This window comes from Pyxidicoccus xibeiensis, from assembly GCF_024198175.1.
GTDB classification, from domain to species: Bacteria; Myxococcota; Myxococcia; order Myxococcales; family Myxococcaceae; genus Myxococcus; species Myxococcus xibeiensis.
This window is the reverse complement of record NZ_JAJVKV010000001.1, coordinates 72,287-91,069: the sequence shown is the minus strand read 5'-3', so window position 1 is coordinate 91,069 and position 18,783 is coordinate 72,287. Positions and strand designations below refer to the sequence as shown.

Here is an 18,783-nt window from a genome sequence, read left to right as displayed (position 1 = left end):
GGCGCCTGCCAGCCACCCCCGCGCGTGGGGTAGGAGGCCAGGACCCGGCGGGGGAGTCCCCTTTGTAACTGCTCGTACTTCCAAGAACTTGCGTCCATGTCAGAGGGAGCGAGTAAGGGAGCAGGCGCCTGCCGCTTGGAGCGGGTGGCTTCCCCAGGGGAGGCTGCCCGCCGGCACCAGCGCTGTGGGACGAGGGAGGGTGAACGCCGGATGCGCCTGCTGCACACGTCGGACTGGCACCTGGGGCACACGCTGTACGACGTCTCGCGCGAGGCGGAGCACGCCGCGTTCCTGGACTGGCTGCTGGACACGCTGGAGACGCACGCCGTGGATGCGCTGCTGGTGGCCGGCGACATCTTCGACACCGCCAACCCCAGCGCGGACGCCCAGGCGGCCTGGTACCAGTTCGTCGCCAGGGCCCGGCGCAAGCTGCCCCGGCTGGACGTGGTCGTCATCGGCGGCAACCACGACTCGGCGGCACGGCTGGATGCGCCGGACCCGCTGTTCGCCGCGCTCGGAGTGCGCGTGGTGGGCGGCCTGCCTCGCGCCCGCGGTGAGCTGGAGCTGGAGCGACTGCTGGTGCCGCTGCACGACGCCAAGGGGCGCGTGAGCGCGTGGGTGGCGGCGGTGCCCTACCTGCGGCCCGCGGACCTGCCCCCCGTCTCGCAGGAGGCCGGAGACCGGCTGGTGGAGGGCGTGCGCGCGGTGTACGGCGAGGTGCTGGCCGCCGGACGGCACCGGCGCCAGAAGGGGCAGGCCCTGGTGGCCATGGGCCACTGCTACATGACGGGCACCGAGCTGTCCGCGCTGAGCGAGCGCAAGATTCTCGGCGGCAACCAGCACGCGCTGCCGGTGGACCTGTTCCCGGAGGACGTGGCCTACGCGGCCCTGGGGCACCTGCACAAGGCGCAGCGCGTGGGCGGGCGCGAGGGCGTCCGGTACAGCGGCTCGCCACTGCCGCTGTCCCTGTCCGAGGCGGGCTACCGGCACCAGGTGCTGCTGGTGGACCTGAAGGGGGACGCGCTGGACAGCGTGCGCCCGCTCACGGTGCCTCGCACCACGGACATGGTTCGCGTGCCCGCGCGGGACGCGGTGCCGCTGGAGGAAGTGGTGGCGCTGCTGGAGGCGCTGCCGGACCGCGAGGAGGGCTCGCTGGAGTGGGCGCGGCCCTACCTGGAGGTCTGCGTGGCGCTGCCCCGGCCGGAGCCGTCGCTGCGGCACAAGGTGGAGAAGGTGCTGGAGGGCAAGGCGGCGCGGCTGGTGAAGCTGACGCCCGCGTACACCGGCACCGGCGGCGCGCTGGCGGAGGCCCAGCCGGGCCTGTCGCTGAAGGAGCGCACCCCCGAGGACGTCTTCCGCGCGCGCTACGCGAGGGACTTCCAGGAGCCGCCGGCCCCGGCGCTGCTGGAGGCCTTCCACACGTTGCTGACCGAGGTGCAGGAGGAGGCGTCTTGAAGATCCTCGCCATCCGCGGCTCCAACCTGACGAGCTTCGCGGGCGACTTCGCCCTGGACCTGGACCGGCCACCGCTCGACAGGCTGGGCCTGTTCGCGATTACCGGCGCCACGGGCGCGGGCAAGAGCACGCTGCTGGACGCCATGTGCCTGGCGCTGTTCGACCGCACGCCCCGGCTGAGCGGCCGCGGCGGCGCGCCGGTGGGCCGCGCGGACGAAGAGGAGGAGGCGCGGCTGTCCTCCTACGACGTGCGCGGCATGCTGCGGCGCGGGGCCGGCGAGGGCTTCGCCGAGGTGGACTTCCTGGGCAGGGATGGGAAGCGCTACCGGGCGCGCTGGTCGGTGTGGCGCGCGCGCAACCGCGCGGAAGGGCGCTTCCGGCCGCAGGAGATGACGCTCACGGAGGTGGCCAGCTCGCAGCAGTACGGCCGCACCAAGAGCGAGGTGCTGGCGGCAATCCAGGAGCGGCTGGGGCTGTCGTTCGACCAGTTCCGGCGCTCGGCGCTGCTGGCGCAGGGCGAGTTCGCCGCGTTCCTCAAGGCGGACGCCAACGAGCGCGCGGAGCTGCTGGAGCGGATGACGGGCACGGAGGTGTACAGCAGGGTGTCCGTCGCCGCGCACGAGAAGAACCGCGCCGAGCAGGAGGAGCTGGCACGGCGGGCCCAGGGCCTGGCGGCGATTGCGCTGATGGCCGAGGCGGACCGCGCGGTGGCGGAGACGTCGCTCGGCGACGAGGCGCGGGCGCGAGTGGCGGCGGAGGGGCAGCTCAAGGCGGCGGAGGTGGCGGCGGCCTGGTACTCGGAGCGGGTGGGGCTGCTGGGGGCGGAGGCGGCGGCGGAGACGAAGGTGACGGAGGCCGCGGGGGCGCTGGAGGCGGCGGCACCCCGGGCCGCGCGGCTGGAAGAGGTGCGCGCGGCGGAGTCCTTCCGGGGGCCGGTGGCGGCGGCGGAGGGCGCGGAGCGGCGGCTGGTGGAGGCGGAGGCTGCTCGGGTGGCGCGGGCGGCGGAGGCGGAGCGGGCGCTGGCGGAGTCCTCGGCGCGGCGGGTGGTGCTGCTGGAGGCGGAGAAGGCCCGGACGGCGGCGCAGGACGCGGAGGAGGCTGCGCGGCCGGCGCTGGAAGAGGCGGCGCGGCTGGATGCGCGGCTGACGGTGGTGGCCCGGGAGGCGCAGGAGGCCCGGCGGCGCGCGGAGGCGTCGCGCGCGGAGGCGGCGACGGCGAAGGCCGAGCTGGACGCCGTGCTCACCCGGGAGGCGGCGGCGCGGGCGGCGGGAGAGGCCGCCCGCACGTGGATGGCGGAGAAGGCGCACTGGGCCCCCCTGGCGGCGGAGTGGCCCCGGTGGGAGCGCGAGCTCAAGCGCTACGAAGAGGCCCAGGGCGATGGGCGCAAGGCGCGCGACGAGGCCGGGAAGCTTCGCGGCGACGTGGACCGGCTGCGCGACGACGCGAGGCTGCGGCGCGAGGAGACGGCGGCTGCCACCGAGGCCGAGGAGATGGCGCGGGCGGCGGCCACGCATGCCGAGGCCGCGGCGGGTGAGGAGGCCGGGGCGGAGCGGCGCGCGCTGCGTGAGTCGCTGCTGGCACGGCAGGAGGTGCTGCGGGCGCTGGAGGCGGCGCGGGAGGGCCGGCTCGCGGACGAGGCGGAGGTGCGCTCGGCGGGCAGTGACGCGCTCGCGGCGCGGGCGGAGGCGGAGGCCGCGGCAGGCGAGGCGCGCGAGGCTTCAGCGCGGCGCACGGAGCGCGAGGCGGCGCTACGGGAGGCTCGGCGGGCCGTGGCCCTGGCGCAGGCGACGCAGAGCCTGGCCTCCCAGCGGGCGCTGCTGCGCGACGGTGAGCCTTGCCCGCTGTGTGGCGCGAAGGAACATCCCTACGGGCACGAGGTGTCCGCGCTGGATGGGCTGGTGGCGGAGTCCACCGCTCGTGTGGACGTGCTCGAGGCGGAGCGGGCCGAGGCGACGCGGGCCGAGGTGGCGGCGACCGGAAAGCAGGCGACGGCGACGGCTCGCGCTGCACAGGCCCGCGCTCGCATCGAGGCTGCGACGGCCCGCTGCGTGGAGCACCGCGTGGCGTGGACGGAGGCTCGCGCGCAGTGGTCGGGCGCTGTCTCCGCGGTGCTGCTTTCGTCCGTGGCGGGCGGGGCGGAGCTTGCTTCGGGGCACACGGCCAGGGCGGGCACTCACGAGGCCGGGAGGTTGCCGGGAGCTGGCGTGCAGCTGGCGGCGCGGGCCAACGTCCCTCCCGAGGCCGGGGAGTCGCCGGAGGCCGGCGCCTGGCTCGCGGCGGCGTGGGACGAGGTGCGGGCCCGGCTGGACGCGGTGAAGGCCGAGGAACAGGCTGCAGAGGGACTGGCGCGCGCGGCGCGAGAGGCCCGGGCAGTCCTTGGGACCCAGCGCATGCGGCGCGAGGCGGCGGCCAACGCGCTTCGTCAGGTGGAGGAGTTGCTCACCCGCGCGGAAGGGTCGTTCAAGGAAGCCCAGGCCCGGGCGGATGCGGCCGGGGCCATCCGCCGGCAGGTGCTCGCCGACATGGCGCCCGTCTTCACCGCGGACGCAGGCTGGGAGGACAAGCTGGAGGCGGACCCGGCCCTCTTCCGCGGCCGGTGCGCGGACCGCGTCTCCAAGTGGAAGTCGAAGGAGGAGGCCCGGCTCAAGGCGGAGGAGAGCGAGGCCCTGGAGCAGCGGCACCGCGCCCGGGCGCAGGGCGTGGTGGAGAAGAGCACCCAGCACGCCGAGGAGCACGAGGCGCTCGCCACGCTCAAGGAGAACGAGCGCGGCGAGGTGGCCCGGGCCCGCACGGCGCTGCTGGACGGCCGCTCCACCGAGGAGGTGCGCGCGGAGCTGCGTGCCCGGCTGGACGCGGCGCGGGCATCCTTCGAGCAGGCTCGCGAGGCCACGGAGGCCGCCACGCAGGCGGAGCGCGTGGCCACCGCCCGCGCCGAGGACGCCGTGCGTGGACTGGCCGAGGCCGTCGAGGCACGGGCAACGGCGCACGCCGCGCTGGCGGCCCAGCTCTCCTCTCGGAGGACCACGCTGGAGGCAGTGAAGGCCCTGCTGGCGCACGATGCCGCATGGTGTGACGCGGAGGAGAAGGCGCTGGCCGCGGTGCGCGAGGCCGTTACCCTCGCGCGCGCCGTGCTGGCGGAGCGTCGCGAGCGGCGGACCCGGCACGAGGCGTCCGGCCCACCATCCCTCTCCGAGGCCGAGGCGGGCCCGTCGTGCGAGCGGCTGCGCGCGGACGTGGAGGCGCGACGCCGGGCCGAGGCCGCGCTGCGCGCACGTCTGGAAGCCGACGACTCGGCCCGGGCGCGGCACGGACAGGAGGCCGCGGCCCTGGAGGCGCGCCGCCGCGAGGCCGAGGTGTGGAAGGCGCTGGGCGACCTCATCGGCTCGCACGACGGCAAGCGCTTCAAGGTCTTCGCGCAGAGCCTCACGCTGGACGCGCTGCTGCTGCATGCCAACGCGCACCTGCGCGAGCTGGCGCGGCGCTACCGGCTGATGCGCGTGCCCGGGCACGACCTGGACTTGCAGGTGGTGGACGGGGACATGGGCGACGAGGTGCGCAGCGTGGCCAGCCTCTCCGGCGGAGAGAGCTTCCTGGTGTCGCTGGCGCTCGCGCTGGGGCTGGCGTCGCTGTCGTCGGAGACGACGCAGGTGGAGACCCTCTTCATCGACGAGGGCTTCGGCACGCTGGACCCGGAGACGCTGGAGGTGGCCCTGGCCACGCTGGACGCGCTCCAGGCCACGGGCCGGCAGGTGGGCATCATCTCCCACGTCAGCGGGCTGGCCGAGCGCATCGGCGTCCAGGTGCGCGTGGTGAAGCAGGGCGGAGGCCGCAGCCGGCTCGTGGTGGAGGGAGACCCGGGCATGGTGCCGCCCGCGCTGGGACAGCAGGTGGCCTGACTCAGGCCCCCGAGCCCATCAGCCCGCGCACCACGGCGGCCACCGCCAGCGGCGTGGCCACGCGGTCATCACACAGCGGCGCGAGCGCCCGGGCGAACTGCTCCGCGGACTTGAAGCGCTGGCCGGGGTGGGGCGCCAGCGCGCGGTCCAGCACCAGCGCCAGCGCGTCCGACACCTCCGGCACCAGCAGCCGTATGGGCGTCACCCGGCCACCGCGGATGGAGGACTCCAGCTCCTCCCCGGGGCCGGAGGGGAAGGGCGACTCCAGGGACAGCAGCTCGTACAGCAGCACCGCCGCCGCCCAGAGGTCCACCGCCACGGACACGTCACCCGCGAGCAGCTCCGGCGAGCGGTAGTGCTGCTTGCCCATGCGCCGCGCGTCCACCGCCGCGCCCGCGCGCGAGCGGGCCACGCCGAAGTCCGCCAGCTTCACCTCGCCCGTGCGCGACAGCAGCACGTTGTGCGGCGACACGTCACAGTGCACGACGGCCAGCGGGCGGCCGGTGGGGCTGGTGGCCTGGTGCGTGTGCGCGAGCGCCTCCAGCACCTGCCGGACGATGAGCACGGAGATGTCGATGGGCAGCTCGATGCGGCGGCGCCGGCACTGCGCCAGCACGCGGCCCAGGTCCGGCCCCTCCACCAGCTCCAGCGCCAGGTAGCCGCCGTCCGGCAGCTCGCCGTACTCCACGAAGCCGACGACGTGCGGGTGGTGGAGGCAGCGGGCCAGCTCTGCCTCGTGGAGGAGCTGCTCGTGGGCCTCGGCGTCGCGCGCGCGCTCGGGGCGCACCCGCTTGAGGGCCACCCGCTCACCGGCGCGCGGGCCCTCGCGGAAGCGGGCGAGGAAGACCTCCGCCATGCCTCCGCGCCCCAGCCGGGACAGCAGCTCGAAGTGGCCGCAGTCCCGGGGCCACGTCTCCGACACGCCGTCCATCGTCAGCCCACGCCCCCCGCCAGGCTCGCCAGGTAGCCGTCCAGCGTCTGGGCGAAGGTGGCGTCGTCGCTGAGGAACGCGAGCCCCACGCCGCCGGTGTACGGGTCGTCCACCACGTGCACGACGATGGCGTCCCCCTGCAGCCGGTCGCCGTTGGGCAGCCTCACGTCCACGGTGACGACGCTGTCGGGCTGGGGCCGGTGCGCGGTGCGCACGAAGAGGCCGCCGTTGGAGATGTTGAGCGCGTGCTCGCGCACGAAGTCCAGCTCGGTGCGGAACTCCAGCTCCAGCTTCACCGCGAAGCGCCGGCCGCGCCGCTGCGGGCTTCCAGGAGGCGCCGTGGGCACCTGGTGCGGCTGCGGCCTGGCGGCGGGCGAGGGCTCGGAGGCGGGCGCTTCCAGGCGGATGGGGGCCTGGGCTTCCGGCGCGGCGCGCTCGGGGGGCCGGGCTGGCGAGGTGATGGCCGCGTCCATGGGGCTGGGCGGCGGCCCCACGGGCAGCACGTCCTTCGCGGACAGCGCCGTCAGGTGCTGCTCCAGCGCGCGGGCGGCGGCGGCGCGCTCGTCACCCCGGTACGCGGTGCCTCCTCCGAAGGTGCTCGCGCGGAAGCCGTCCCGCTCCGCCTTGGGCATCCGCCACAGCTCGATGAAGGTGCCGCCGCTGCGCTTCACGTCCTCCGCGAGCCGCTCCACCGCGGCGCGAGGGTAGCCGGGCGCTTCCACCTTCAGCTCGATGCCGGCGTCTTCCGGACGCAGCGCCACGACGAGCTGGAGCGACTGTGCCATGGGCAGCAGGGGGCCCAGCCCCTCCACCCAGGACGCCACGCGCTCCGGCGGTGCAGAGCCATTCCACAATGCCGCAAGACCGAAGACGGGCACGGGCGCGACGATAGCCGAGCCCTCCCACCCCGCGAACTGTTCGCAGCCGACGCGGGCAATGAACCGTCCCCGTGGTCGCACGGGTAGCATCCGACCTCTGACGCGGGCTTCGTCCCGCGGTGCTTCCTCGCTCGGCCAGGTGCCGTGCCACTCTATGCTTGTAGTCTGCCCTGACTCACCCCTTTGGAGTCCGGGCCTGGGAGTCCATCCGATGCGCACCCACCTCCTCCGCTTCCTCACCTGCTCGCTGCTGGCGGCCTCGCTGCTGGCTGGCTGCTCCAGTGGAGACGAGCCGAACCCACAGCCCACGCAAGACGCGGGCACGGCAGACCCCGACGCGGGCCCGCCGCCTCCGCCCGAGGACGCCGGCATCCAGCCGGACCCGGACCCGGACCCCGGCACGGTGCCCACCAACGTGGCGGACGGCAACAACCCGACGAAGGACTCGGACTGCGACGGCCTGACGGACGCGGAGGAGTTCTCCAGCCTCTACCCCGGCGACTCGAAGACGGACCCGGGCCGCCGTGACACGGACGGCGACGGCCTCCGCGACGGCGTGGAGCTGGGCCGCACCTCCAGCGTCAACGCGGGCTGCACCTTCCGCGCGGACGCAGACCCGGACACGCGCACGTCGCCGGTGAAGGCGGACACGGACGGGGACGGGCTCGCGGACGGGCTGGAGGACGTGAATCGCAATGGCGGGCGCGAGTCGAACGAGACGGACCCGAACGCGCTCGACTCGGACGGTGACGGGCTGAAGGACGCCGAGGAGGACGCCAACCTCACCGGCACGCTGAGCCCGGGAGAGACGGACCCGCGCAAGCGCGACACGGACAGTGACGGGCTGGCGGACCCCCTGGAGAAGACCACGGGCACCGACCCGCGCAACCCCGACTCCGACGGCGACTCGTGCCGCGACGGCGACGAGGACAAGGACCATGACGGCGTCCACGAGGCGGGGGAGACGGACCCGCGGCGCTCGGACTGCGTGGCGACGGAGCGTGACTCCGACTTCGACGGCATCTCCGACGCGGTGGAGAGCGCCACCGGCACCAACCCCGCCAGGCCGGACACGGACGGTGACGGCCTGGAGGACGGCATCGAGGACAAGAACAAGAACGGACGCGTGGACGGGAGCGAGACGAACCCACGCCTGACGGACACGGACTGCGATGGCCTGCAGGACGGCGGTGGCCTCACCGGCTTCCTGGGCGAGGACACCAATGGGAACGGCCGCGTGGACGGCTTCGAGACGGACCCGACGAACCCGGACACGGACGGTGACGGCCTGAAGGACGGCGTGGAGCGCGGCGTGTCCACGGCGGCGGCCCCGCGCAAGGACTGCGGGTACTCGGGCGACGCGAATCCCTCCACCACGACGTCGCCGGTGGACAGCGACCACGACAACGACGGCATCCAGGACGGCGCGGAGGACTCCAACCAGAACGGCGCGGTGGACGCGGATGAGCTGAACCCCATCGCCCCCGGTGACGGTGGAGGAAGCACGCCGGCCGGCCAGGCCTGCCGCACGGACAGCCTGCGCGCCGTCACCTTCAAGGAGGAGAACGGCGGTGACCTCCGGCTGGCGCTGCCCGGTACCTTCAAGGACGCCAACCTGGTGCGCCTCACCACGGCGGCCGGAGGCGTGGGCCTGCTGGGCTGGGACGACACGAAGCAGGTGACGCTGATTGCCTTCAAGCGCGGGGCGGTGGGCACCTCCACGGACCCCACGGCGGACGAGGCCGGCATCCGCGGCACGTCGTTCCCCTCCTCGACGCGGGACTTCACGCAGGTCTTCAAGACCTGGGACAACTTCGATGCGCTGGTGGCGCGCTACACGCAGGCCAGCACGGTGGACCTGAAGGAGTTCACCAACACGCTGGCGCGCTCGCTGGTGCCAGACAGCAGCGGTGCGCTGGCGGGAGGGCCGGCGGGAGTCACGGGCCCGTTCAAGCTGCAGGCGCAGTACGTACACCGCTCCAACCAGAGCGTGGTGGTGGTGCTGGCCATCACCCCCGAGGCGCTCTACGACGAGGCCGGCAGCCTCTTCACGCTGGCGGACACGGCGGGGGGCTCGGGGCTGGCGCAGTTCGGAGACCCGGACACGGTGCAGTGTGAGCGCTTCACGGTGAAGCAGGCGCCGGTGGACTTCCTCTTCGTGGTGGATGACAGCGGCTCCATGGCCGAGTCGCAGCAGGCCCTGGCGGACGCGGCGTCGGCGATGGCGGGGAAGCTGGACAACACGAACCTCGACTGGCGCCTGGCCCTGGTGACGACGAGCTACACGTCCCCGGGCGCGACGAACCACAAGAAGGTGCGCGGCTTCACCGGGAACGTGAACCAGTTCCGGGCGTGGCTCACGGAGAACAGCGCCTGCGGGGGCAACGGCCAGTGCACCAACGTCACCGTGCCCGCGGGGACGCAGCCTACGTCCTGCACCAGCAGGGACCAGTGCTGGGCGAACATCGACGGCACGGGCGTGGAGCGGCCGCTGGACTCCGCACGTGCGGCCATCAATGACCTGAAGGCAGAAGGAGGCACGCCGGAGACGCGCATCCGCACGGGCGCGAAGGTGGTGGTCGTCATCCTGACGGACGCGAGGGACCAGTCCTCCGACTCAGTGCGCTTCTTCACGCAGTACTTCCGGGACGAAGGAAGCATCGTCGGAGACAACAACAACCCGGTGAATCAGCTCATCCAGGTCCACGGCATCATCTGCCCGCCGGACGGGCCCCGCTGCTACACGGACCCGGAGAACCCGGCCAACGATGAGATCAACACCGACCCGCGCCACCTGGAGGTCATCCAGGCGACGGGGGGCGTGTCCGGCAGCATCCGGAGCTCGGCGTCCATCACCACCACCATCAACGCCATCGTGGACAACGTCATCTCCTCGGTGGGCCACCGGCTGCAGCGGCCGCCCATTGGCGCCTCGCTGAAGGTGGCGACGGCGGAGGTGCGGGACGCGACGCTGTGCCCGACTCCGTCGAACCTCCCGCGCGGCAGGACGCACGGCTTCGACGTGGACGGTGTCACTCGCGCGGTGTCCTTCTTCGGCGCGTGCCGTCCGAAGGCGGGCACCACGCAGGTGGCGCTGTCGTACCGGTACTGGACGGACCGCAGCCCGAACGTCGATGGCGCTCCGGCCCCGTGCTCGACGGACCGCTTCTACGCCGCGGACGAGGAGGACTTCTGCGAGGGGAAGCTGTACTGCAACCGGGGGACGAACCAGTGCGAGTGCCCGGCGGACTGCGGTGGTGGACAGGGCGCTCCGGGGCAGGTGTGCAACACGGACCCGGCGGTGTGCGCCTTCGCCTGCACGGCGGACTGCGGCGGCGCGTGCGGCACGTTCGAGTCGTGTGACACGAATGCGTGCGCATGCACGTGCGTGGAGAACGCCACCTGCGCGCCGGGCTACACCTTCAGCTCGGGCGTGTGCGGCTGCGCGTGCGACACCGCGACGCTGAACTGCGGCTCGCGGTACCAGCCGGACCCCGGCGCGTGCGCGTGCGTGTGCAAGCCGGACTGCGGGGGCTGCGGGCGCAACGAGGAGTGCAACCCGAGCACCTGCCTGTGCGAGGGCATCATCGGCTGACGGCGCGGCGCCCTCTCGCGTGAGACGGACCGGACGCCCCGGGGCCTCGAGTGGCCTCGGGGCGTCTTTGCTTCGTGGGGCCCTTCGCTACTTCACCGCCGCCAGCCCGGCGGGAGCGGCCTGGGTGCGCAGCACGGGGTAGACGCGCAGGCGGAGGTCCCGGGCGGGGTGGCGCTCGTAGAAGAAGCGCAGGCGGGCGCGCGGGTCCTTGGCGAAGGCGGCGTCCTTCAGCTTCGCGTCCCACTCGGCCTTCACCTTCGCGTCCTTCGCCAGCAGCTCGCGGGCGAAGGGCTCCAGCACGTAGTCCTCGATGTACTCCTTCTGCTCGAAGTGCGGGCTGAACAGGCCCCACGACACCAGCGAGTCCGGGCCCGTGGGCTCCAGCAGGTGCGCCACCAGCTGCACGCCCTTCTGGGCCACCGGCACGTACAGCGTGCCCTCGGGCAGCGCGTGCGTGCCCTTCTCCCACGCGCCCTTCACCGCGAGCATCTGCCGACCCTCGACGGACTGGGGACTCCAGCGGGCCTCGGTGGCGCGGAAGAGCTCCGCCTCCACGGCGGGCACGGCGCGGGTGAGGCGCTGGAAGCGCAGGCCGTGGGCGGTGAGCTTCTCCGCCACCCGGGCGGCGTGCGCGGGAGGCACCAGGTAGCCGCCCGAGGGCAGCGTCAGCGTCAGGGCCGGGCGGATTTCGTCGAAGTAGGGCACGTTCCACACCTGCGGCTTCGAGTCGTCGTAGCGAATCCAGGGCTGGCCGGAGATGTCGGACGCGGCGCGCTCGTAGGCATAGCCGCGGAAGGCGAGGGGGCGGCTCTTCCCGGTGCTCTCCCAGGCGGCCACCACCTCGCGGACCGCGCCGGACTCGGCCTTCGTGTCCTCCGCCTTCACCGCCGCGCGCAGGGTGGCGCCGTCCCGGGCGACGAGGCGCAGCAGCCCCGCCAGCACGTTGCGCGTGGCCTTCACACGCTGCGCGTAGTCCTTCCACGAGTGCGTCTCCACCAGCACACCGAAGCGGTGGTAGGCGGCCCAGTACGCGTGGCTGAAGCGCGGCGAAGGCACGCCGTAGGCGAAGCCGGAGGCCGGCTCATCGTCATTGATGAACGACGGGTAGAAGTCCAGGGGCTGGTGGCCCTGGGCCTCCATTTCGGTGAAGAGCTCCTCGCGCAGCTTCACGCCCAGGGCGCGCAGGGGCTGGGGGCCGGACCTCTGCGGCTCCAGGCCCACGGAGACATCGGGCTCGAACTTGGCGCCGTTGGTGACGTGCAGGTCCACGTAGACGAGCGGGTCCCACGTGTGGAGGTACTTCAGCAGCATCCCCATCTCCGGGGCGTCCACCTTCACGTAGTCGCGGTTGAGGTTGAGGTTGTGCGCGGTGGCGCGCCAGCCCATCTCCTCGGGGCCCACCTGGTTGGGGCGGTGGTTGGGGCCGAAGCGCTCGTGGCCGTCCACGTTGAAGACGGGGACGAAGACGGCGGTGACGCCCTGGAGGACGCCGGGCAGCGTCTTGCCGGAGAGGACGTCGCGCAGCAGCCAGAAGCCGGCGTCCTTGCCGTCAATCTCTCCGGCGTGGATGCCGCCCTGGAAGAAGACGACGGGGCGGCCCTTCTTCACCGCGGCGGCCGGGGTGAGGGTGCCGTCCGCGCTGGCGACGAGCGCGAGCATGGGGCGCCCTTCCGGCGTGGTGCCGAGCGTGTCGCAGCGGGCCTTGCCGGGGTACGTCCTGGCGAAGTCGCGGCAGAGGGACTCCACCTCCGCGTAGCGGCCGGTGCGCTTCCAGCCGCTCTGTTCCGCGACCGTGGTGAGAGGAGGTGGGGCCTGGGTGAGGGCCAGGGCGAGCAGGGTGGGCAGGAGCATGCCCTTTGCTCAGCACAGGCCCCGGTGGGTTTCAACCGTTGCGGACGGTGAGGGTGCCGCCCACGGGCAGGACGTGGACGCGCTCGCGGGGCCAGCCCCGGCGGGTCCACTCCGCGTCCAGGCGCACGGGAGGCTCGTCGAGCGGCTCGTCCGTGAGCTTGAAGGTGCCCCAGTGCATGGCGAGGAAGCGCGTGGCGCCGAGGTCCTCGAAGGCCTGGACGGCCTCCTCGGGGTTCATGTGCTGCTTGCTCATGAACCAGGACGGGTCATACGCGCCAATGGGCAGCAGCGCGGCGTCGAGGCCGGGGAAGCGGCGGCCAATCTCCTTGAAGCCGTCGAAGTACGCGGTGTCGCCGGAGTGGAAGACGCGGGCGCTGGAGCCCTCCACGACGAAGCCGCCCCAGAGCATCTCGTTGGCGTCGTTGAGGCCGCGGCGGCTCCAGTGCTGCGAGGGCACGTAGTGCACGGTGACGGGGCCCACCTTCGTGGACTGCCACCAGTCGAGTTCCGTGACGGGCAGGCGCGAGCCGCGGAAGACGGGCGTGTGGCCAAGGCCGGTGACGATGGGGGCGCCCACGTCCTTGAGGGTGGGCAGGTCCAGGTGGTCGTAGTGGTTGTGCGAGACGAGGCTGGCGGTGATGGGCGGCAGCTTCTCCACGGGGACGCCGGGCGGGACGTTGCGGTGGATGACGACGTTGATGGCGTCGCGCAGCACGGGGTCGATGAGGAGGGACACGCCGTCGAGCTGGACGAGCCAGCTGGCGTGGCCGAGCCAGGTGAGGCGGGCGCCCTCTCCGGAGGTTGGCGGCGTGGCGAGGAGCGCGAGGTCGGGCTCGACGCGGGGGACGGGCGCGCGGTCCGGAGACTTGCGGCGGCGGCCGGCGAGCTTGTCCGCGATGGCCCACTTGAAGACCCGTTCGAACGGCTGCGGCCCGCTGCCGTCGAGGTTCTTGAACCGCAAGGCCATGTGACTGTTCCTCCGCTCCGTGGGCCCGTGGGATGAGGGCTGCCCCTGTCATGCTCGGGAGGAGCGCGGGGCGCAAGGGGGAGGCGGGGGCTGGCTACCAGTCCGGGAGGCAGACCCACGGGCGCGTGGGACGGTCCTTCTGGCAGCTATAGCCCTCCGCGCAGGTGTTGGGCCCGTTGGGGTCGCACGGCGGGTGGCAGCTGAAGCCGTTGCAGATGAGCCCAGGGGGACAGGCGTTGGGGTCCTCGCGGCAGTACTCCTTGCAGCGCATCCACGCGGTGGCCGGGATGCTCGGCTCATGGTCCACTTCGCACTTCTCGTCCGCTGGGCACGGCGTCTCCTGGCAGTTGAACCCGTGGACCTTCGCGCATGCCGAGGCACCCTGCCTGTACTTGATGCAGTACTGGCCCTCGGGACATCCCGACTTCTCGCAGGTCGGAAGGCACGAGGGCTCGAGCTCCGTGTCGGCGCAGAAGAAGTTCTCCGGACAGCTTTCCGGGTCTTCCTTCCTGCAGGCGCGGGCACAGAAGCCATTCAGCCCGCTGCAAGTAAGGCCGGGGCCGCATGTGGAGCCCCGCTCCCTGCCTATCCTGACGCACTTCTCGCCCTCCTTGCGGATTCCCAGCGGAACACAGACGCCCACCAGCGGTCCGTTGCCGAAGGTTGTCAGCAGCCGGCAGACTTCTCCATCCTGGCACTGCACATCCGCCATGCACCGGCTGTCGATGCAGTAGTTGGCCCCGGCCCTGCCATCCAGCAGGCAGCCGAGGGGGAACTCGCAGTCGGCATCCTTCGTACAATTGCGGCGATAGCTCTGCAGTGCCTCTCGTTCGTCGTTCCTGAGCATTGGCGCGACGCGCCGTCCGTATTCCGTGTGGTGCTCAGGCACTCCCAGGCGGAGGAGGCCGCCAAGAAGCAGCACCATCGGTAGCGAGACCAGGACAGCGATGAGGGTCCGGACAGCGGTGTGCCAGGTCATCCGCCGCACTCCTCGATACAGTCCCTACTGTCCTCTCTGCCATTTCCGCAGAGCTCCTCGCGCCGAGCCTCGGTGCAATGCTCTGGAATGAGTTCCAGTGCATCCTTGTGAGCGGCCCGGTCCACGAGGCCTCCGCGTCGATGCACCTCCGGACACCCCATCAGGGCAAGCGACAACATACAGACCCACGTGGCCGGGCATCGCATCGGCGCTCCCCCGCGAAGCGAGCAACCCGGCGAGCCTAATCCGGGGCCCTCCCCGCGCCCCACCTGCCCCGGAGGGCACCCTCCCGACGCACAGTGAGCAGCCCGGCCCCTCTCTCCCCTATATAGAGGGCTGGATGCTCTCCACCTCCGGCTCGACGACCCGCAAGCTGCTCCTGGCCTTCGGCGCGCTGGTGGCGCTGTTCACGGCCGCGTCCGGCTTCGCGCTCGCCCGGCTGACGGACATCCACGCGGGCTCGCACGAGCTTCGCGAGGCCGGCGGCCGGGTGCGCGACGCGCTGGAGCTGGCCACCGCCGTGAGGGACCAGTACGCGCACCTGGCGCACACCATCATCCTCGGCAATGCCAGCCACGCGCGCTTCCACGACGAGGCACGGGGTCGCGTGGAGGCGCTCACCCGCCGGCTCCGCGAGCAGGCCCAGGATGCGCAGGAGCAGACCTGGGTCGCCGACATCCAGGAGAACGGCGACGCGCTGGACCGCCTCTACCGCGACACGCTCCTGCCCGCCGTGCTCGCGAAGGACCAGGCTGCCGTCACCGCCGCGCATGGCCGCGCGCTGGAGCTCGTCTCGCACATCCAGGCGCGCGCGGACGCGCTGGCGCGGCGCTTCGACACGTCCATCGGCTCGTTCGAGGAGCACGTGGGCGCCGTGGAGCACGCCAGCTTCCGGTGGGCCGTGCTGTTCCTCGGCGGGGCCACGCTGTTCGCCGTGGGCGTGGGCATCTACATCGGCAACTCGGTGGCGCGGCCGGTGGCGCGGCTGTCCGAGGGCGCGGCGCGGCTGGCTCGCGGCGACCTGCACGCCCGCATCCCCGAGGACGACCCGGGCGAGCTGGGCCAGCTCGCGGCGCAGTTCAACCGGATGACGGAGGCGCTCCGCACGCACCAGGCCCAGCTCGTCCAGCACGAGAAGCTCGCGGGCATCGGCCGGCTCGCGGCGGGTGTGGCGCACGAAATCAACAACCCGCTGGGCGTCATCCTCGGCTATGTGCGGTTGCTCCAGCGCAAGGCGGAGGGCGCGCTCGCCGAGGACCTGAAGGTGGTGGAGGAGGAAGCGGTGCGCTGCCAGCAGATCGTCGAGGGACTGCTGGACCTCTCCCGTCCGGGGCGAGGCCCGGTGGAGCAGGTGCCCCTGCGTGAGGTCTGCGAGGAAGTGGTGGCCCGGCTGCGCGAGTCCTCGCGCCTGGGCGACGTGGAGGTCCGCGTGGAGGGAGACGCCTCCGCCTGGGCGTGGCCGCCACGCCTGCGACAGGTGCTGCTCAACCTGGTGAAGAACGCGGCGGAGGCCGCGGGAAAGGGTGGCACGGTGGTCCTGCACATCGAGTCGACGCCGGACGGCGGAGCGAGCGTCGCGGTGTCGGACTCCGGGCCCGGCGTGAAGCCGGAGAACCGGTCGCGCCTCTTCGAGCCCTTCTTCACCACGAAGCCGGCGGGGACGGGGCTGGGGCTCGCGGTGAGCCAGGCCATCGCGGAGGCGCACGGCGGACGGATTGAGGCGGACACGGGCCCGCTGGGAGGCGCGCGCTTCACGCTGCGGCTGCCCCCGGCCTCGCCCGCACAGGAGGCCATGGCATGAGCAGCGCGCCGGAGACGCCGTCCGTCCTGGTGGTGGACGACAAGGAGAACATGCGCAGGCTGTTCACGCGCATCCTCGGGGACGCGTACGCGGTGACGGAGGCTGCCGACGGAGGCCAGGCCCTGGCGCTGCTGACCTCGCGCGAGTTCGACGTGGTGGTGACGGACATCCAGATGCCGGAGGCGGACGGCTTCGCGGTGCTGCGCGAGGTGAAGCGGCGCGCGCCGGACACACAGGTGGTGCTCGTCACCGCCTACGCGAGCATTCCCAAGGCGGTGGAGGCCATCAAGGAGGGCGCCTATGACTACCTCTCCAAGCCCTTCGACCCGGACGAGGTGGCGCTGGTGGTGGCCCGCGCCCTGGAGCAGCGGCGGCAGGGGCGGGAAGCGGCGGGGCTGAAGACCCGGCTCGCGACGGCGCCGGACCTGCACGGCCTGCTGGGCTCGAGCGCGGCGATGCGTGCGCTGCACGGCCTGCTGTCCCAGGTGGCCGCGAGGGACCTCACCGTGCTGCTCACCGGAGAGACGGGGACGGGCAAGGAGCTGGCCGCGCGCGCGCTGCATGCGGAGAGTCCGCGCAAGGCGAAGCCCTTCGTGGCGGTGAACTGCGGAGCGCTGCCCGCGGAGCTGGTGGAGAGCGAGCTGTTCGGCCACGCCAAGGGCGCCTTCACCGGGGCCACGATGGCGAAGGCGGGCCTCTTCGAGGAGGCGCACGGCGGGACGCTCTTCCTGGATGAGATTGGAGACCTGCCGTTGCCGGTGCAGGTGAAGCTCAACCGGGCGCTTCAAGAGAAGGAGGTCCGCCGCGTGGGCACCACGACGCCGGTGAAGGTGGACGCGCGCGTGGTGGCGGCCACGCACCGTGACCTGGCTGCGGAAGTCTCCGCGGGTCGCTTCCGCGAGGACCTCTACTACCGGCTCAACGTGGTGACGGTGCGTCTGCCAGCGCTGCGCGAGCGGCGCGAGGACATCCCCCTGCTTGCCCTGCACTTCCTCTCCCGTGCGAGCAGACCGGAACTGGAGGGCTTCGCGCCGGAGGCCCTGCGGGCCCTCTCCGCGTACTCGTGGCCTGGCAACGTGCGGCAACTGGAGAACGCGGTGGCCCGGGCGGCGGCGGTGACCCAGGGGCCGCGCATCGGCCTGGAGGACCTGCCGCCGGAGCTGGGCGCGGCGCGGCCGGCGGAGGCCACCCAGGGCACGGCAGGGCGGATTCCCTCCGAGGCGCTGGCGAAGCTGCCCTACCGCGAGGCGGTAGACGGCGCACGCGACGCGGTGTCGCGCGAGTACCTCTCCGCGCTGATGCAGGAGTTCGGAGGCAACGTCACCCACGCCGCCGAGCGCGCCGGCATGGAGCGCGAGAGCCTGCACCGGCTGCTGAAGCGCTACGGCGTGCGTTCGGACGACTTCAAGCGCTCGGAGTGAGGCACGGCTCCCAGGACCCGGGAGCTGCCTGGCCTGGCGTAAGAAGTGCCCGAGGGCGACAGGCCGCACGCAGACGGTGTCGCGCTCAGGACGCCGGCACCACCGCGCATGGCGTATGAGGTGCCCGAGCGCGACAGGGCGGCGCAGACACGGGCCAGGCTCAGAACGCCGGCACCACCGCGCCACCGTAGGTGGACTCGATGAACTTCCGGACCTCCTCGGAGCGGAGTGCCTTCAACAGCGTCTGGATTTCGGGCCGCGCCTCATCGCCCTTCCGCACGGCGAGCACGTTGGCGTACGGGTTCTCCCGGGGCGACTCACGCGCCAGCACCTTCGCGTCCAGCTTCAGCTGCTTCTGCGCCTCCAGGAAGTAGTTGCCGTTGATGACGGCGGCGGCCACGTCCTCCAGGGTGCGCGGCTGCTGCTCGGCGTCGATTTCCCGCAGCGCCAGCGCACGCGGGTTGCTCACCACGTCCTGCACGGTGGCCGTCGCTCCCGCGCCTTCACGCAGCCGGAGCAGCCCCTGGGCTTCGAGCAGCCGGAGCGCACGGGCCGCGTTGCTCGGGTCCGCGGGAAGGGTGACCTGCGAGCCCTCGGGCAGCTCCGCGAGCTGGCTGTACTTCGTGGAGTAGAGCGCCAGCGGCTCCAGGTGCACGGCCCCGGCGCTGCTCAGGGAGAGCCCCCGGTCCGCGCTGAAGGTCTCCAGATAGGGCACGTGCTGGAAGTAGTTGGCGTCGAGCTGTCCATCCGAGAGCGCGATGTTCGGCTGCACGTAGTCGGTGAACTCCACCACCTCGACGCGCACGCCCTCGCGAAGGGCCACGGCCGCCGCCGCGCGCAGGATTTCTCCGTGGGGCACCGGGTTGACGCCGACCTTCAGCGTGCGGGCGCCGCCAGCGGCGTTCTCGGAGGATGACGGCTTGCACCCGGCCACCAGCACGGCGGCGGAGAGCAACAGCGGGGTGAGCAGGACTGCGATGGAACGTTTCACGGTTGGGTTCTCCAGAAG

The 18,783-nt window shown here is 72.8% G+C and carries 11 protein-coding genes; 5 read left to right on the top strand and 6 right to left on the bottom strand.

The features are described 5' to 3' along the window. Positions 1-210: 210 nt before the first annotated feature. Positions 211-1,455 (top strand): exonuclease SbcCD subunit D C-terminal domain-containing protein, encoded by a 1,245-nt coding sequence (locus LXT23_RS00315; RefSeq protein ID WP_253978017.1) that lies wholly within the window; start codon positions 211-213, stop codon positions 1,453-1,455. Further along, complete coding sequence (locus LXT23_RS00310; protein ID WP_253978016.1) at positions 1,452-5,351, top strand: AAA family ATPase; 3,900 nt, start codon at positions 1,452-1,454, stop codon at positions 5,349-5,351. The genes LXT23_RS00315 and LXT23_RS00310 overlap by 4 nt, the downstream gene beginning before the upstream one ends. Before the next feature lies 1 nt (position 5,352). On the opposite strand, the gene LXT23_RS00305 is transcribed toward LXT23_RS00310, so the two are convergent. Together LXT23_RS00305 and LXT23_RS00300 are read right to left on the bottom strand one after the other, a co-directional pair. Continuing rightward, positions 5,353-6,282 (bottom strand): serine/threonine-protein kinase, encoded by a 930-nt coding sequence (locus tag LXT23_RS00305; protein WP_253978015.1) that lies wholly within the window; start codon positions 6,280-6,282, stop codon positions 5,353-5,355. Between the two features lie 2 nt (positions 6,283-6,284). Next, the gene (locus tag LXT23_RS00300; RefSeq protein WP_253979510.1) at positions 6,285-7,160 is read right to left on the bottom strand and encodes a TIGR02266 family protein; all 876 of its coding nucleotides are present in this window, start codon (positions 7,158-7,160) and stop codon (positions 6,285-6,287) included. 211 nt (positions 7,161-7,371) lie between these two features. On the opposite strand from LXT23_RS00300, the gene cglD reads away from it, so the two are divergent. Continuing rightward, on the top strand, positions 7,372-10,755 hold the full coding sequence (gene cglD / locus LXT23_RS00295; protein ID WP_253978014.1) for an adventurous gliding motility lipoprotein CglD: 3,384 nt from the start codon (positions 7,372-7,374) through the stop codon (positions 10,753-10,755). A gap of 87 nt (positions 10,756-10,842) precedes the next feature. On the opposite strand, the gene LXT23_RS00290 is transcribed toward cglD, so the two are convergent. The 3 genes from LXT23_RS00290 to LXT23_RS00280 all read right to left on the bottom strand — a co-directional run bounded on the left by LXT23_RS00290 (position 10,843) and on the right by LXT23_RS00280 (position 14,420). Continuing rightward, a complete protein-coding gene (locus LXT23_RS00290) occupies positions 10,843-12,606 on the bottom strand; it encodes a M14 family zinc carboxypeptidase (RefSeq protein ID WP_253978013.1) in 1,764 nt (587 codons plus the stop codon). A gap of 31 nt (positions 12,607-12,637) precedes the next feature. Next, complete coding sequence (locus LXT23_RS00285) at positions 12,638-13,573, bottom strand: MBL fold metallo-hydrolase (RefSeq protein WP_253978012.1); 936 nt, start codon at positions 13,571-13,573, stop codon at positions 12,638-12,640. 94 nt (positions 13,574-13,667) lie between these two features. Beyond that, positions 13,668-14,420 (bottom strand): hypothetical protein, encoded by a 753-nt coding sequence (locus LXT23_RS00280; RefSeq protein WP_253978011.1) that lies wholly within the window; start codon positions 14,418-14,420, stop codon positions 13,668-13,670. Between the two features lie 472 nt (positions 14,421-14,892). On the opposite strand from LXT23_RS00280, the gene LXT23_RS00275 reads away from it, so the two are divergent. Together LXT23_RS00275 and LXT23_RS00270 are read left to right on the top strand one after the other, a co-directional pair. Further along, complete coding sequence (locus LXT23_RS00275; RefSeq protein WP_253978010.1) at positions 14,893-16,353, top strand: sensor histidine kinase; 1,461 nt, start codon at positions 14,893-14,895, stop codon at positions 16,351-16,353. Then, on the top strand, positions 16,350-17,774 hold the full coding sequence (locus tag LXT23_RS00270) for a sigma-54-dependent transcriptional regulator (protein ID WP_253978009.1): 1,425 nt from the start codon (positions 16,350-16,352) through the stop codon (positions 17,772-17,774). The genes LXT23_RS00275 and LXT23_RS00270 overlap by 4 nt, the downstream gene beginning before the upstream one ends. A 160-nt stretch (positions 17,775-17,934) precedes the next feature. On the opposite strand, the gene LXT23_RS00265 is transcribed toward LXT23_RS00270, so the two are convergent. Beyond that, positions 17,935-18,765: a MetQ/NlpA family ABC transporter substrate-binding protein gene (locus LXT23_RS00265; RefSeq protein ID WP_253978008.1), complete on the bottom strand. Its 831-nt coding sequence runs from the start codon at positions 18,763-18,765 to the stop codon at positions 17,935-17,937. Between the last annotated feature and the right edge of the window lie 18 nt (positions 18,766-18,783).

Bases quoted from the DNA above. Each gene is read 5' to 3' on its own strand.
- LXT23_RS00280 (WP_253978011.1), bottom strand. From the start codon at position 14,420: ATGCTCAGGAACGACGAACGAGAGGCACTGCAGAGCTATCGCCGCAAT.
- cglD (WP_253978014.1), top strand. From the start codon at position 7,372: ATGCGCACCCACCTCCTCCGCTTCCTCACCTGCTCGCTGCTGGCGGCC.
- LXT23_RS00315 (WP_253978017.1), top strand. From the start codon at position 211: ATGCGCCTGCTGCACACGTCGGACTGGCACCTGGGGCACACGCTGTAC.
- LXT23_RS00290 (WP_253978013.1), bottom strand. From the start codon at position 12,606: ATGCTCCTGCCCACCCTGCTCGCCCTGGCCCTCACCCAGGCCCCACCT.
- LXT23_RS00275 (WP_253978010.1), top strand. From the start codon at position 14,893: ATGCTCTCCACCTCCGGCTCGACGACCCGCAAGCTGCTCCTGGCCTTC.
- LXT23_RS00270 (WP_253978009.1), top strand. From the start codon at position 16,350: ATGAGCAGCGCGCCGGAGACGCCGTCCGTCCTGGTGGTGGACGACAAG.
- LXT23_RS00305 (WP_253978015.1), bottom strand. From the start codon at position 6,282: ATGGACGGCGTGTCGGAGACGTGGCCCCGGGACTGCGGCCACTTCGAG.
- LXT23_RS00285 (WP_253978012.1), bottom strand. From the start codon at position 13,573: ATGGCCTTGCGGTTCAAGAACCTCGACGGCAGCGGGCCGCAGCCGTTC.